This is a genomic window from Pseudonocardia halophobica, from assembly GCF_027922425.1.
Taxonomy (GTDB): domain Bacteria; phylum Actinomycetota; class Actinomycetes; order Mycobacteriales; family Pseudonocardiaceae; genus Pseudonocardia; species Pseudonocardia halophobica.
Genome location: NZ_BSFQ01000057.1, coordinates 21,453 through 35,791, shown reverse-complemented (window position 1 = coordinate 35,791; position 14,339 = coordinate 21,453). Strand labels below are relative to the sequence as shown.

Annotated in this window: 14 protein-coding genes; 6 read left to right on the top strand and 8 right to left on the bottom strand. The window is 72.0% G+C overall.

What is annotated here, in order from left to right:
- Positions 1 to 109: 109 nt before the first annotated feature.
- From PKE99_RS35050 to PKE99_RS35025, 6 genes are all read right to left on the bottom strand, one after another.
- On the bottom strand, positions 110 to 1,081 hold the full coding sequence (locus PKE99_RS35050; RefSeq protein ID WP_037053726.1) for an alpha/beta fold hydrolase: 972 nt from the start codon (positions 1,079 to 1,081) through the stop codon (positions 110 to 112).
- Positions 1,082 to 1,112: 31 nt separating this feature from the next.
- On the bottom strand, positions 1,113 to 2,177 hold the full coding sequence (locus tag PKE99_RS35045) for a class III extradiol ring-cleavage dioxygenase family protein (protein ID WP_037053724.1): 1,065 nt from the start codon (positions 2,175 to 2,177) through the stop codon (positions 1,113 to 1,115).
- Between the two features lie 137 nt (positions 2,178 to 2,314).
- The gene (locus PKE99_RS35040) at positions 2,315 to 3,607 is read right to left on the bottom strand and encodes an MFS transporter (RefSeq protein ID WP_197040896.1); all 1,293 of its coding nucleotides are present in this window, start codon (positions 3,605 to 3,607) and stop codon (positions 2,315 to 2,317) included.
- A 410-nt stretch (positions 3,608 to 4,017) separates the two neighbouring features.
- Positions 4,018 to 5,019: a zinc-dependent alcohol dehydrogenase gene (locus tag PKE99_RS35035; RefSeq protein WP_037053722.1), complete on the bottom strand. Its 1,002-nt coding sequence runs from the start codon at positions 5,017 to 5,019 to the stop codon at positions 4,018 to 4,020.
- Complete coding sequence (locus PKE99_RS35030; RefSeq protein ID WP_197040895.1) at positions 5,016 to 5,561, bottom strand: cupin domain-containing protein; 546 nt, start codon at positions 5,559 to 5,561, stop codon at positions 5,016 to 5,018. The genes PKE99_RS35035 and PKE99_RS35030 overlap by 4 nt, the downstream gene beginning before the upstream one ends.
- Positions 5,562 to 5,569: 8 nt before the next feature.
- Positions 5,570 to 6,385, bottom strand: a complete 816-nt coding sequence (locus PKE99_RS35025) for an SDR family NAD(P)-dependent oxidoreductase (protein ID WP_037053750.1) — start codon at positions 6,383 to 6,385, stop codon at positions 5,570 to 5,572.
- 163 nt (positions 6,386 to 6,548) lie between these two features.
- Between PKE99_RS35025 and PKE99_RS35020 the strand changes: the two genes are divergently transcribed.
- From PKE99_RS35020 to PKE99_RS35000, 5 genes are all read left to right on the top strand, one after another.
- On the top strand, positions 6,549 to 7,595 hold the full coding sequence (locus PKE99_RS35020; protein ID WP_037053717.1) for an Rv3169 family protein: 1,047 nt from the start codon (positions 6,549 to 6,551) through the stop codon (positions 7,593 to 7,595).
- A complete protein-coding gene (locus tag PKE99_RS35015) occupies positions 7,592 to 8,602 on the top strand; it encodes a phosphotransferase family protein (RefSeq protein WP_037053712.1) in 1,011 nt (336 codons plus the stop codon). Before PKE99_RS35020 ends, PKE99_RS35015 begins: the two co-directional genes overlap by 4 nt.
- Positions 8,603 to 8,612: 10 nt before the next feature.
- Complete coding sequence (locus tag PKE99_RS35010) at positions 8,613 to 10,169, top strand: acyl-CoA synthetase (protein ID WP_037053710.1); 1,557 nt, start codon at positions 8,613 to 8,615, stop codon at positions 10,167 to 10,169.
- A gap of 10 nt (positions 10,170 to 10,179) precedes the next feature.
- Entirely contained in the window at positions 10,180 to 10,707 is a 528-nt protein-coding gene (locus PKE99_RS35005) for a nitroreductase/quinone reductase family protein (protein ID WP_051738311.1), read from the top strand.
- 258 nt (positions 10,708 to 10,965) lie between these two features.
- Positions 10,966 to 11,088, top strand: a complete 123-nt coding sequence (locus tag PKE99_RS35000) for a hypothetical protein (RefSeq protein ID WP_269323061.1) — start codon at positions 10,966 to 10,968, stop codon at positions 11,086 to 11,088.
- A gap of 169 nt (positions 11,089 to 11,257) precedes the next feature.
- Here the strand turns inward: PKE99_RS35000 and PKE99_RS34995 are convergent, their stop codons facing one another.
- Complete coding sequence (locus tag PKE99_RS34995; protein ID WP_037053707.1) at positions 11,258 to 12,004, bottom strand: SDR family NAD(P)-dependent oxidoreductase; 747 nt, start codon at positions 12,002 to 12,004, stop codon at positions 11,258 to 11,260.
- 9 nt (positions 12,005 to 12,013) lie between these two features.
- Positions 12,014 to 12,757, bottom strand: a complete 744-nt coding sequence (locus tag PKE99_RS34990; RefSeq protein WP_051738313.1) for an SDR family NAD(P)-dependent oxidoreductase — start codon at positions 12,755 to 12,757, stop codon at positions 12,014 to 12,016.
- Between the two features lie 161 nt (positions 12,758 to 12,918).
- Here PKE99_RS34990 and PKE99_RS34985 point away from each other — a divergent pair, with 161 nt between their 5' ends.
- Positions 12,919 to 14,202 carry an MFS transporter gene (locus tag PKE99_RS34985; RefSeq protein WP_051738310.1) on the top strand — a complete coding sequence of 428 codons (1,284 nt, stop codon included), beginning with the start codon at positions 12,919 to 12,921 and terminating at the stop codon, positions 14,200 to 14,202.
- Positions 14,203 to 14,339 lie beyond the last annotated feature (137 nt).

The following is a 14,339-nucleotide window of genomic DNA, read 5'->3' as shown; positions in this document are numbered from 1 at the left end:
CCTCGTCTGGGCGCTGCTCCGTGACAACCGCCGCTTCACCACCGAGGCACCGGCCCCCGCAGCCAACGCGGCTTGACACGGTCATTGAAACTCCTCAGGTCGTACCGGGTCAGGCCTGCTCGACGACCGCGGCGAGCTCCGCGCGCCGCTTCGAGATCCCGGCGGCGTCGGCCGTCTGCCTGCTGACCCGCCCGTCCCGGAAGAACTCCAGGAACAGCGGGTTGAACAGGTCGGGACGGTCGGTCTGGCCCTGGTGCCCGCAGTCCGGTGGGTAGAAGAACTGGACGTTCGGCAGCACGTCCTCCTGCTCGTAGCCCCACTCCACGGGGTTGAGGACGTCGTCCTGGCCGTAGAGGTACACCCCGGGGATGTCGATCCGGTCGATCCGCCCCTTGGTCGACATCCGGGCAGCCAGGCTCTCACTCTCCCAGGGGTGGTCGCCCATGTACTGGCGCAGCGAGGGCCAGTAGCGCGCGTGCGCCTCCTTCTGCCGCTCCGCAGCCTGGAACCGCATCTCGATCAGGTCGTCGCTGATCGCCTCGCCGCGGTGGATGATCGCCGTCATCATCGCGCGCATACCGTCCCGGGTGCCGTCGTAGCGCCGCAGGTCCTTCTTGCCCTCCGGCTTCTTCTCGGGGGCGAGCTGGTCGCCGATGCCGCCGGCGATGAGCGCGAAGCTGAGCACCCGCTCGGGGTGGGCGACCACATAGTTGACCGTGTTCATGCAACCCATCGAGTTGCCGGCCAGATGGAACTCGTCCAGACAGAGTGCGGTGGTGAACTCCTGGAGGAAGTCCACGTGCGAATGCACCCCGTTCGGCAGATGCTCGGGCGAGGTGTCCGCGTGCCCGAAGCCGGGCTGGTCGGGGCAGTAGACCCGGAAGCCGTTCTCCCCGAGGAAGGGAGCCATGAACCGCCAGCCGGCGGTGCCCGACGAGCCGGGCAGCCCGCCGTGCAGCAGCACGACGGCCGGACCGTGGTCCCCGGAGGTCATGTAGTGGGCCTTCGCACCGCTCGCCAGCCGCACCCAGCGGCTCGCCATCCCGGGGATCGGGACGAGGCCTTCGTCGGTCAGGGCCATGGGTTCACTCCTCTACGTCGGTGGAGCAGGGTCAGTCGGTGTAGACGGCGAACGCCTTGTTGGAGTTGAAGACGTCCGTGGTCACGAAGTCGGACCAGGTCGGGCCGAGGCCGAGCTCGTCGACGGCGCCCAGGAGGCAGAACCAGTTCAGCATCTCGTGCTGACCGGCCTCGACGATCTGCCTGCCGGTCGCCTCCTGCCACGGTCGGCGGTCCCCAGAGACGAGCGCGTCGTAAAAGACCTGGTCGGCCGGGCCGTCCGGCCGCAGGTGCCAGTCCTTGTCGTTCAGGAAGGCGTGCGACCAGCTGGAGGACGCCACGTAGGCCACCCGCAGCCCACTCTCCCGAAGGTTCCGTGCGACGGCCGCGCCCAGCGCGAGGCATCGCTGCGGGGTCGGCCCGACCGGGTCCAGCCGCTCGTCAGCGATCTCGGCGAAGCGGGCGAGACCGCCGCGCCGGGCGATCGCGTGCTGGCCGTAGCAGTTCACGGTGATCGGCAGGATGGGATACGGGAACCGGCAGCCGGCGTTGTCGTAGTCCAGGAAGATCTGCGTGTTCAGGATGGCGTGCGGGAACCGCGCCCCCGCACGCTTGCGGTACGAGTAGGCCATGTCGAAGCCGTCGTTGATCAGCCCGTCTGCGAGCGCACGGGCCCGGCCGGCGTCCCCGCGCAGCACGAACGTCGTCTCGTCCGGCATGCCCCAGGCGTTCGGCAGACCGCGTTCGATCTGCAGTTCGAAGGGGTGCAGCTCCAGGTCGTCGTAGGCCAGCACGCAGAACGGGGGGACGACCTCCTCGCGGAAGTTCTCGAACTGGTCGTCACCCCACACGACCAGGAGGTCGGGCTGGAACTCGTCGAGCGCCTTGCGGCACTGGGCCAGCCCGGCCACGAGGGCCGCCCGGTGGCCCGCCGCGGCGCTCTCGCCGCCGTCCTCGCCCCACTCCTCGCGCATCCGCTGCGGCCAGGACGAGACGTCCTTGGCGGCCTCCGGGATGTCCGGGTCGGTGAGGGTCCACCGGAGCAGGTTCGCCATGTTGGCGTCGGTCCCCGCCAGCAGAGGGTAGTGCGTCAGCCCGAGCCCCAGGGCAGTCGTCATCCGGAACCAACCTCCTCGTCGTCCAGGACGGCACCGCCCACCGAGCGGCATCCGTGTCCCTCAAGCGTCATCCGTCCGTCCCCCGCCGACCAGCGGTCATTCCAGTCGTCGGAACCCAACCGGGGCGTCATCGTGGATCAGCCGCCTGCCACGTCGGCGGTGCGGGTCCGCTCGTCGGGCTCGGTGGCGCGCACGTGGACCGGATAGCGGTAGGTGCCGAGGGCCAGGTACGCCGCAGCGGTCAACACCAGGGCCACCCCGATCACCCAGAAAGCGACGGCGTAGGTCCCCGCATAGTCGAACGACACGGCGTAGGCGAGGGCGCCCGCCGCCGCACCGAGCTGGAAGATCGCGAACACGAACCCGTAGACCTTGGAGAAGTGCCTCAACCCGAAGTAGCGGCTGGTCATGAAGCTCGCCAGGTCGACCTCGATTCCGATCGACAGGCCGAAGGCGATCGCGCCCCCAACAGGCGACCAGCCGGTTCCGATCAGCACGAAGCCGAGGATCGGCACCAGCTGCTGCACCGCCGCGACCGTCGGTCCGTGGAACCGGTCGAGCAACAGCCCCGCCAGTGGCCTGCCGAGCAGCGACGCGACCCCGACCGGCAGCAACACAGCCGCCGCCTCCGCGGGGGACATCCCGCGGTCGGTCAGCATCGGCACGAGGTGGGCGGCGCTGCCGTTGAGCGCGATGGAGCCGATGAGCGTCGCGGCCGCAAGGATCCAGAACTGCCGCGTGCGCACCGCCTCGCGACGGGTGAGTCCGGGAAGTTCGCGTGTCGGCCCCGAGCCGGTGATAGATCCGGTCACGGGCAGGAAGCCCAGCTGCTCGCGCTCGCGCAGGCTCGGCTCGCGCACCAGGAGGAGCCAGCACGGCATCGTCACGACGAGGACCAGCAGACCGAGGCCCACGTACGCCCCCCGCCAGCCGACGGACCCGATCAGGACCTGCGTGTACTGCGGGACCAGAGAGGTCCCGAGCCCGGTGCCGCAGACCGCGATCCCGATCGCCAGCCCGCGGCGGCGGTCGAACCAGCCGGACACCGCCTGGACGTAGGGCGGCGGGTTCTGCGCCGCGCCGAGACAGGCGGCCACCACGACGAGCGCGTAGTAGATCGCCAGCGATCCGGGCGTGAATGCGATCCCGGCGAGGGCCACGGAGAACAGCACCAGGCTCGGGACCATGACCCGGCGTAAACCGTGACGGGCGATCAGGTACCCGTAGGCCAGCACCGCCGCCGTCGCGAACAGGCCCGCGAGGCTCTTCGCACCGCTGACCTCGGTACGGCTCCAGCCGTACTCCTCGGCGAGCGGGAGCATGAACAGGCCGGACGTCTGCAGCAGGATGGGCGATGCGCCCACGGTGAGGGCCAGGGTGCTGCCACCCACCGTGAGCCAGGACCGCCTCGTCAGAGCGGCGTTCGCCATGTGTTCCTCCTCGTCGAGGGACCGGGCGGGCCGGACCGGCACCGTCCACGCACGATGCTGAGTGACGGCAGGCGGCATCTCCCGCCGGCGTTCCGGCGGCTGGGACGGCGCGACCGACCTCGCGCCCGAGACCCCCGCTCGCTCGGAGATCGACGATCACGGCCGAAGGGCCGAGTCTCCGTGCACGTCGTCGACCGGGACCGCGGGAAGGAGCCGGCCGGGCACGGGACCGTCAGCGCGAACCGGGCAGGAGGTGCACTTCGCCGACCCGGCCGGGCTACCGACCGCATGCAGCGACTCCACCCGCCCGCGTACGCGTTCTCCACTGCGGCGATTCAGGCGAGCCGATCCTGCGCACGGCGCCGCGACGAGCCTCCTCCGAGACGTCTGCGCGGGGCGGTGGCCTCTCTTCATCCCGTCGGCGAGAGGAGCACCTTCAACTGGGGGGAAGCCGTTCCGTGGAGGTCCCGGACAACCGCATTGGCCTGCTCCAGCGGGCGGACGTCGGTCACCACGGACCTCCACGGGACCGCTCCCTCGGCGAGCGCCGCGATCGCGGCGTCGAAGTCCTGCCTCTCGTACGCGAGAGTCCCGCGCAGCACGATCTCGGCCCGAACCAGGGTGCCGAGGTCGACGGTGGCCGGAGTGCCGCAGAGCCCGACGACGACGACGGTGGCGCCGTCCCGCACGAACGGGAACGCACCGGTGGCCGCGGCGAAGTGGCCGGTGCAGTCGAGGACGACGTCGAGGGGGTGGCCGAGTTCGTCCACCGCGACCGCGAGATCCTCGGCCACCGGAGCCGACGCCGCCGCTCTCTCCCGCCGGGCGGGGTTCGGCTCCACCAGCCGAACGGCCTCGGCGCCCCGTGCGCGCAGCACCAGAGCCACAGTCAGCCCGATCGGCCCGCCGCCGAGCACGGCGACGCGCGATCCCGGCCGTGCACCGCTCTGCCGGACCGCTCGACACGCCACCGCCAGCGGCTCGACGAACGCGCCCGCCTGGTCGTCGACGCCGTCCGGCAGCCGCACCAGCATCCCCGCCGGGACCACCACGGCCTCGGCGTAGCCTCCGGGCCGTCCCAGTCCGGGCCCGCGGGCGAGGCCGGCGCGGCAGATCCCGCCACGCCCGCTGCACGCGGGACAGGCTCCGCAGGGGTCGACGGGCAGCACGGTCACCCGGTCGCCCGCGGACCAGCCCACGACGTCGGCACCGAGCCCGGCGACGCGGCCGCTGAACTCGTGCCCGAGCACCGAACCGGCCGGGACGGGGTCCCAGTCGTAGATGCGGTGCAGGTCGGACCCGCACACCCCGGCGTACGCGACGTCCAGGAGGACCTCGCCCGGTCCCGGATCGGGCCTGGTGACCTCGCGGACGACGAGGGTGCGGTCCGGCGCCAGCACGACCTGCCTCATCGGCGCTCGGCCCCCACGATCACGAAGATTGCCAGCGCCGGCTCCGTCGAGCGGTTCTCCCAGGCATGCCTGGTCCCCCGCTGCACGACGAAGCTACCGGGACGCAGGATCTCCTCGACACCGCCGTCGACCTTCAGGACGATCTCGCCCTCGGCGACGAAGGCGTAGTCGACGGTGTCGGTGGTGTGGAAGGCCGGGTCGGTCGGATCGGCGGCGTGCGCGTCGAACAGGCCGGGGAACTTCGCCTCGGCGTCCGCGCGCATCGCGGCCAGCACCTCCGAATCGGTGTCGCCGCCGGCGCCCGAGCCCGCCTCGATGCCGGGTGCGAAGCGGACCGCGATGGCCCGTGTGCCCCCCGGCGCCGGGAAGAACGGGCGGTGGACCGGCTCGGCGTCCGGACCGACGATCGGCAGCCCGTCCTCGGTGCCCCAGACCAGCCAGTACGTGGCCCCCGGGTAGAGGTCTGCCTCGGTCGCCGGGACGACCCCGGTGTCGGTGAACACCGACCGGCCGCGGTCGATCCCGGTCACGGCCCTGCGCATCTCGTGGATCATCGTTCTCCCGGGGAGTCGGCGGCGTCGACCGCGTCGGCATGGAAGGGCTGGTGGCTGAGCATCCCGCCGTCGACGGTGATCGTCTGCGCGGTGATGTAGCGGGCGGCGGGCGAGGCGAGGAAACAGACGAGCTCGGCGATGTCGTCCGGGCTGCCCGGGTAGGGCAGGAGCACGTGCCGGAGGAGCTTCTCGTGCCCATCGCCCCCCGCGTGGAGGGCGGCGGACTGCGGCGTGACGATCAGACCCGGCCGGATCGCGTTGCAGCGCACGCCCTTCTTGCCGTAGGCCGTCGCCACGTACCTGGTCAGCGACTCGACGCCCGCCTTCGACGCACCGTAGGCCGCGAGGTCCAGCGCACCGGCCACGGCGCGGGTCGAGGACATGTTCAGGATGACCCCGCTGCCCGCGGCCGCCATGTGCCGCACCGCGTGCTTGCAACCCAGCAGCACGCTCCGCAGGTTCAGCTCCAGGATCCGGTCCCACTGCTCGGGGTCGATCTCACCGGGTGCGGTGTCCCCGGCGTAGAGGTGGGTGCCTGCGGCGTTGTTGTGCAGCAGGTCGAGCCGGCCGTACCGGGCGACCGCACCGTCGAGCAGGGCCGCGACCGAGGCCTCGTCCCGGGCGTCGAACGACGCGAAGACCGCGTCGCCGCCGGCCGACCTGATGCGCTCGACCACGGCCTCCCCGGAGTCGACCGCGATGTCCGCCGCGACGACCCGGGCGCCGCGCGCGGCGAGCAGCTCGGCCGTGCGGGAGCCGATGCCCCCGCCCGCACCCGTCACGACGGCTATGAGACCGTCCACACCGCTCACCACGCCTTCCCCGGAACCGGCTATTGTCGCCTAAATTGGCGCCAAACATCGCAGCTCGGGGGGCGGGCGTCAAGATGGATGACACGGTTCCGGCGAACTGCTTATTCTACCATCGGTTAAAGCTTGGGATCGCGCCGTCGCCGCCCCAGGAGGAGGAACGCCGATGTCCCTGACCACCGTGCAGGACGATGCCCTCAGCAGCACACGACGCCGCGGCCTGCCACCCCGGTGGTTCGACCGCTTCTACGTCAACGCGCACGCGGGATCGAGCACGCCCTTCTTCATGGTGGGCGCGGGTGTCTACCCCGGCGAGGACGTCGTCGACGGCTACGCGGTGGTGGTCACCGGCGGCGAGCAGATCAACCTGCGCGTGTCGGCGCCCGCGGGGCCCGGCGACCTGCCCACCGCCGTCGGACCGCTGTTCTGGGAGACCGTCGAGCCACTGCGGACGTGGCGCGTCCGCCTGTCGCCCAACGAGTCCGGCCTCGCCTGCGACCTCACCTGGACCGCGCGCACCGCGCCTTGGGAGTGCGCCCCGGTGCGCCTCGACGACGGCGCAGGCACGATGCTGGAGTTCGACCACGCGTTCCAGTCCGGGCGCCACTCCGGCTGGATCGAGATCGACGGCAGCCGACACACCGTGGACCGCTGGACGGGCCAGCGGGACCGGTCCCGCGGCCGTCGACCCGCCACCGCCCGCCAGGGCCTGCACCTGTGGGTCCAGGCCCAGTTCGTGGACGAGTCGATCGCCTTCATGCACGATCTCGACCGCAAGAACCGGCCCACCCTGCTCGACGGCGCCGTCCTGCGAACGGACGGATCGGTGGACCCGATCGTCGACGCGGGCCACGACCTGCGGTTCGCCGAGGACCTCGAGGCCCTCCCGGGTCGGCTCGAGGTGAGCACGCGCAGCGGCCGCGAGATCGCGCTCGAGGTGGACCCGGCTGCGACCCGCGGCGGCTTCCTCGCCGGGGCGGGCTACGGGAGCTTCCACGGGGTGCGACACGGCGGCCTGGTCGTCGAGCACGACCGCTGGGACCTCGCGGACCCCGCGCGCGTCCCACGAGCGATGGGCTACCCGCTGACCGACCGTCTCGCCGCCTACGTGCGTGTGGAGGACGGCACCCGCACCGAGGGTTCCGGTGTGTTCGAGTTCGCCCACACCCGCAGCCCGGCCTACCGCTACGCACCGGCGGTCCTGGTCCGATGACGGCGACGGTAGACCCGCGCCGCGCCGACGCCGACGGGCTACGGGCCCTGCTGGGCTGCGCCACGGTGCGGATCGAGGCGGCGCCCGAGGCGGGCTACTCCGCCGAGACCGTGGTGTTCGAGGCGGATGGGTCCCGGCTCGTCCTGCGCGCCGCGCCCCGGTCCCGGGGCATGTTCGCGGTGCACGACCTCGACATGCAGGTCCGCTGCCTGCACCACATTCGCGCCCACGGCCTACCGGTGCCGACCGTGGTGGCGACCGACCTGGACGGGCGGCACCTGGGCCGGCCCGCGTACGTCATGGACCACGTCGCTGGGCGGGTCCCGCCCGACGGGAGACCACCGTTCACCGCGGCCGGGTTCCTCCACGACGCAGACCCCACGGCCCAGCGGACCTACTCCACGGGACTGGTGGACCTTGTGGCGGACCTGCACGGGATCCCCGCGCTCGACGGGTTGCCCATCGGACCCGGCCCGGGCGATCACCTCGCCTGGTGCACGGGTCTGCTCGACCAGGTCGCCGACGTCCCCGCGCCGCCGGGGGACGGTGTCGTCACGCGGGCCGCGGAGGTCCTCGCGACCACTCTCCCCGGGCCCGACCCCGCACCGGTGCTGCTGTGGGGAGACGCCCGACCCGCCAACACCATGGTCGGCGACGACTTCCGGATCACCGCGATGCTCGACTGGGAGCTAGCCGGAACGGGGGCCCCCGAGTTCGACGTCGCCTGGATGAACGAGATGAACCGGCTGCGCGCCATGGGCGAGGTCGACCCCGTGCTGCCCGGCTTCCTCACCGAGGCCCAGGTGTGGGACCGCTGGTCCGCCCGCACGGGCCGCCCGGTCCGCGACCTCGCCTGGCACCGGCTGTTCGCGGCCTACAAGGTCGCCGTCCTGATGGACCTGCACCTCGCCGAACGGGTGCGCTACGGCGCGCTTGCGCCCGACGCCCCGGTGCGCACCGGCAACCGCTCCCACCGGCGACTCGCCGAGCTGCTGCCCAACCCCTGAGAGGTGTGCGATGCGACTGACCCAGGCCCTCGACCGCGCGGTCCAGCAGCGTGCCGGGCACCCGGCCACGATCTTCCGCGGGCGCACCCGCACGTGGGCCGAGTTCGGCGACCGGGTGCGGCGCGCGGCGGGCGGGCTGCGCGAGATCGGCATGACCGACGGGGACCGGGTCGCGATCGTGGCCGCCAACAGCGACGAGTTCGCCGAGCTGCTCTTCGCGATCGCCTGGGCGGGCGGGGTCGCCGTGCCGCTGAACACCCGGTGGTCGGCTCGCGAGCTGGCGAGCGCGCTGGCCGACTGCAGGCCCTCCGTCGTCGTGCTGGACCAGACCTTCATCCCGGCCGTCGAGGACCTCCTCGCCGAGGTCGGCGACCGGCCCGCCGTCGTCGGGATCGGTGACGGGCTCCCCGCCGACCTGCCCAGCCACGACGCGCTCGCCACCACGGGGATCGAGGCGGCCGCCTCCGAGCGCCACGGCGACGACCTCGCGCTGATCTGCTACACCGGCGGCACCACCGGGAGCGCCAAGGGTGTGATGCTCTCGCACCGCAATCTCGTGTCCTGTTCTCTGATGTGGATCGCGACGCTGCGGTTCGACGACGAGACCCGCTACCTGCACTCCCCCGGCTTCTTCCACATGGCGGGAACCGCCCCGCTGTACGCGCTGACCCTCGCGGGCGGCACGCACGTGATCGTCCCGAAGTTCGAGCCCGTCGAGGTCATGCGCACGATCGAGGCCGAACGCGTCACCTACTGCCTCTTCGTCCCGACGATGCTCACGATGCTGATGAACCACCCGGAGTTCCCGGACCGGGACCTGTCCAGCGTGCGGGACGTCGAGTACGGCGCCTCCCCGATGCCCGAGACGCTGCTGCGCCGGATCATGCAGGATCTGCCCGGCTGGCGGCTGATCCAGGGGTACGGCCTCACCGAGGCGACCGCGCTGGTCACCGCCCTTCCCCGCCGCTACCACGTCCTCGACGGACCGTTGTCCACCAAGCTGCGGACGGCGGGACGGGCCGCCGTCGGAGCCGAGGTCCGGATCGTCGACCCGGACGGGAGGGAGGTCCCGCGGGGCACCGTCGGTGAGATTGCGGTCCGCGGCCCCGTCGTGATGCTCGGCTACTGGGACAAGCCGGCTGAGACTGCGGCGGTGCTGCGCGACGGCTGGCTGCACACCGGGGACGGGGCCCGGATGGACGACGAGGGCTTCGTGACGATCGTCGACCGGCTCAAGGACATGATCGTCAGCGGCGGCGAGAACATCTACTCCGGCGAGGTCGAGCGTGCGATCTACGCAGACCCGCGGGTGGCCGAGTGTGCGGTGATCGGGGTGCCCGACGAGCGGTGGGGTGAGGCGGTCCATGCGGTGGTGGTGCCGCAAGCGGGGCACGAGGTGACCGCCGAGGAGATCATCACCCACTGCCACGCCATGATCGCGGGGTACAAGTGTCCGCGGACGGTGGACGTCCGCTCCGAGCCCCTGCCCCTCTCCGGAGCGGGGAAGATCCTCAAGCAGTCGCTGCGGGCGCCGTTCTGGGCCCAGCGCGACCACGCCGTCCACTGAGGACGCCGTGATGTGGGACGAGCCACTCGCGCGCGGTGGCGTCGAACGCCTGGAGGCCGCGTTCACCGGAGGCCTCGACACGGATCTCGACTTCGTGCGCGGTTTCAACGACGCCGTGGTGGCCGAGCTGCGCGCGCACGGCCAGGTCCGCGGAGAGGACTCCGGGAAGACGCGGCTGGTGCTGACGGTGCGCGGACGGAGTTCCGGTTCCCCGCGCGCGGTCCCGACGTCCTACCTCGTCGTGGACGGGCGCCTGCTCGTGGTCGCGTCCCGCGGCGGATCGGACGAGCACCCCCAGTGGTACCGCAACCTGCTCGCCACCCCCGAGGTCGGCGTGGAACTCAACGGTCGGGCGTTCGACGCGGTCGCCCGGCCCACGGAGGGCGCCGACCGGGACGCTCTGTTCCAGGCGATCGCCGCTGCGGCCCCGCACTTCGCGCGCTACCAGAGACGCACCGCGCGAGCGCTGCCCGTCGTGGAGCTGCTGGGCGCGCGGTTGACCGCCGAGGAGCTGGCCGCGGGACTGCGGACGGCATGACGACGGGCCCGACGGCCGGCAGTGCACGTCCGTGCATTACCCCCGCCCGGGGTCCGGCCCCTGACGCCGGGAGCCCGACAAGAGGAGCGCGACGATGCACGCATGGGTCTACCACGGACGGCCCGACCTTCGACCAGAGGAGCTCGGGGAGCCCCACCCTGGCCCCGATGAGGTCGCCCTCCCCATACAACGGCATCTGCGGCAGCGACCTACACGAACCCGGAGGCACTCAGCCTGATCGACCTGCGGTCGATCAGGATGCTCGCCCGGCACCTGCCGCACGTCGCCCGCTCGGTCGCGGCCGGCTCCTCCGCCGGAGCTCCGCGCCTGGAGCTGACCCGACGCCAGCGGGAGCTCACCGACCTCGTCCCCGAGGACTGACGACGCCGAGATCGGCCACGCCCTGCACCTGCGCCAGGACACGGTCAAGAAGTACGTGAGCAGGCTCCTGGCCGCTACCGGCTGGCCCCTCGCGCACCGAGCTCGCCGCCAAGGCCGCGGGCTGGCGCGCTGACCGGCCCAGCCCGCCTCCCACCGAGCGTGGGGGCGCTCAGCCCGCGGTCTTGCCCCCGTCGACCGAGAGCATGGTGCCGTTGACGAAGCCGCTGTCCGGACCAAGCAGGTAGGCGACGGCACCGGCCACGTCCTGCGGAGTGGCCCGCCTGCCCATGCGCTCGGCCTCCACCGGCCGCACCCCGGCCGCGGCGCGCTGGGCGTCGAGCGAGTCCATCATCCGGCCGTCCACACCGCTGGGACAGACGGCGTTCACCCGGATGCCCCGTGCCGCGGACTCGAGAGCCGCCACCTTCGTCAGGCCGACGACCGAGTGCTTCGAAGCCACATACGCGGACATGCCGGGCGAGCCGCGCAGGCCGCCCGAGCTCGCGGTGTTGACCACCGCTCCCCCGCTCTCCAGAACCGGGAGCAGCGCCGACAGGCCGAGGAAGACCCCTCGGACATTCACTGCGAACACGGCGTCGAAGCTCTCGACGGTCATCTCGCCCAGCGGGGCCACGCGACCCTCGACGCCGGCGTTGTTGAAGAACCCGGTGATCGGGCCGAGCTCGGCGGCCCGCAGCGCGTAGGCCCGCACCTGGGCGGGGTCGGTCACGTCCGCGACCATCGCGGTCGCGTGGCCGCCAGCGTCCCGGATCACGGACGCGGTCGCCTCCGCGGCGTCCCCCGCCAGGTCCACGGCGAGGATCCGGGCACCGCGGGCCGCCAGCAGGGTCGCCGTCGCCCGTCCGATGTCGCCACCGGCACCGGTCACGACCACCACGCCGGACAGTCCGTCCACAATCGTCTCCTAGTGAGTGGTGTAGCCTCCGTCGGCCAGGTAGAGCGCCCCGGTGACGAATGACGCATCGGCCGAGGCGAGGAACCCGACGACGCTCGCGATCTCCTCGGGCGTGCCGAGCCTGCCCACGGGATGGTCGGCGACCACTGCGTCCAGGCGGTCACGGGTCGCCGCGGACAGCAGCGGCGTGTCGATGTAGCCGGGCCCGACCGCGTTCACCCGGACCCCGGTGTCCGCGACGTCCATCGCCGCCGCGCGGGTCAACCCGACGACTCCGTGCTTGGAGGCCACGTACGCCGCGGAACCGCGGCCCGACACGGCGCCCATCACTGACGCGACGTTGACGATCGCACCCGAGCCACGGGGCACCATGACACGGAGCTCGCTCTGCAGGCAGTGAAACACGCCGTCGTAGTTGACCGAGCGGATCCGCTCCCACACCTCGCGGTCGATCTCGTGGATCGGCGTACCACTGCCGCTGATCCCGGCGTTGTTGACCGCGACGTCGAGGGCCCCGAAGCGCTCCACCACGCGCCCGACCACGGCCTCGACGGCGGCGGGATCACGCACATCGACCTGCACCGCCTCGGCGGGGCCCGTCAGCTCCGCGGCAACGGCTGCGGCGCTCGCCGCATCCCGATCAGCGACCACGACCGATGCCCCAGCCGCCGCGAACATCCGGCAACAGGCCGCTCCGATCCCGGAGCCTCCCCCGGTGACCAGGGCCACCCTGCCCGCGAACCTCTCTGCCATGTGCTCACCCGACCAGTCGGTCGCCACATTGTCAACTATCCTGGCTCCGATCCGTTGACACCGGCACCGTTGCGCCGTTCACTGGTCGCCGCTGGGCTCCAACAATGGAGCCAGAGAGGGGCGACATGGGCTCACCCACCGCTCGGCGGCAACCTCGACGGGTGGCCGCCGCCACCTTCGTCGGCACCGCCGTGGAGTTCTACGACTTCTACGTTTACGGGAACGCGGCGGCACTGATCTTCGGGAAGCTGTTCTTCCCGGACCTCGACCCCACGACCGGCACGATCCTGGCGTTCGTCACCCTGGCGACGGGATGGGTCGGCCGCCCCCTCGGGGGTCTCGTCGCAGGCCACTTCGGCGACCGTCTCGGCCGCAAGGGGATGCTGGTCGCCTCCCTGATCCTCATGGGCGTGGCGACGATGGCCGTCGGTGTCCTGCCGACCGCCGCGACGATCGGCGTCTGGGCCCCTGTGCTGCTGGTGCTCTGCCGAGTCCTGCAGGGTCTGGCGGCAGGGGCGGAGTACGGGGGCGCGGTCGTCATGGCGCTCGAGCACGCCGAGCCCGGGCGCAGGGCTCGGAACGCCAGCGTGCCGAACTCGGGGGTGGCCTTCGGCCTCGTGCTCGGTACCGCCGTCTTCTACCCGATCACCCTGTTGCCCGAGGACCAGCTGCTGACGTGGGGCTGGCGGATCCCGTTCCTCGTGAGTTTCGTCCCGGTGATCATCGGCCTGCTGATCCGCCTGCGGGTGACGGAGAGTCCCGAATACCTCGCGAAGGCGACGGCGACCCAGTCCGCGCGATCGCCGGTCGTCGAGGTGCTGCGATCGCACTGGCGCCAGGTGCTGGTGGTCTTTGGCGCCCACATCGCCCCCAACACGTGGTCCTACGCCACGACGATCCTCGTGCTGTCCTACGCCACGGCGAACGCCGGGTTCGCGACGGGCGCGATCCTCCTGGGCGTGACCCTCGGCGCCGCCGTGGAGACGGTCACGATCCCGTTCTTCGGCGGGCTGGCCGACCGTTACGGGCAACGACCCGTCTACGTCGCGGGGCTGGCGGGGATGGTCGTGTGGGCCTACCCGTTCTTCCTGATGATCCACACGGGATCCGTGCCGCTGATGGTCCTGGCACTGATCGTGGCGCAGGGCCTGGTGCACGGCAGTGTGTACGGCGCGCAGGCCAGCTACTTCGCCGAGCTCTTCCCCGTGTCGGTGCGCTACTCGGGCCTGTCGCTCGGCTACCAGTCGGCGGGCGCGCTCTTCGGTGCGACCCTCCCGGCGATCGGGTCGCTCCTGATCGTCGCGAACGGGGGGTCGCCCTGGCTGCTCGCCGGCTACCTGGTCGTGGCTGCCGCGGTGAGCGTCACGGTGCTGCTCGTGGCTCGCAACGTCCGACACTTCCCGGCGGAGGCCCCGTCGTCCGCGAGTCGGGAACCCGCCGCCTAATGAAATCTGCCGGGCCCGTGTGCCAGGCTCGGAATGGCCAAGTGCCCACTGCCGCCGACACACAGCCGTCGCGGCGGGGCCCGTCATCCCATCAGCGGTCCGGCCTGCTCACGACCAGCGGGCGCACGATCTGACCT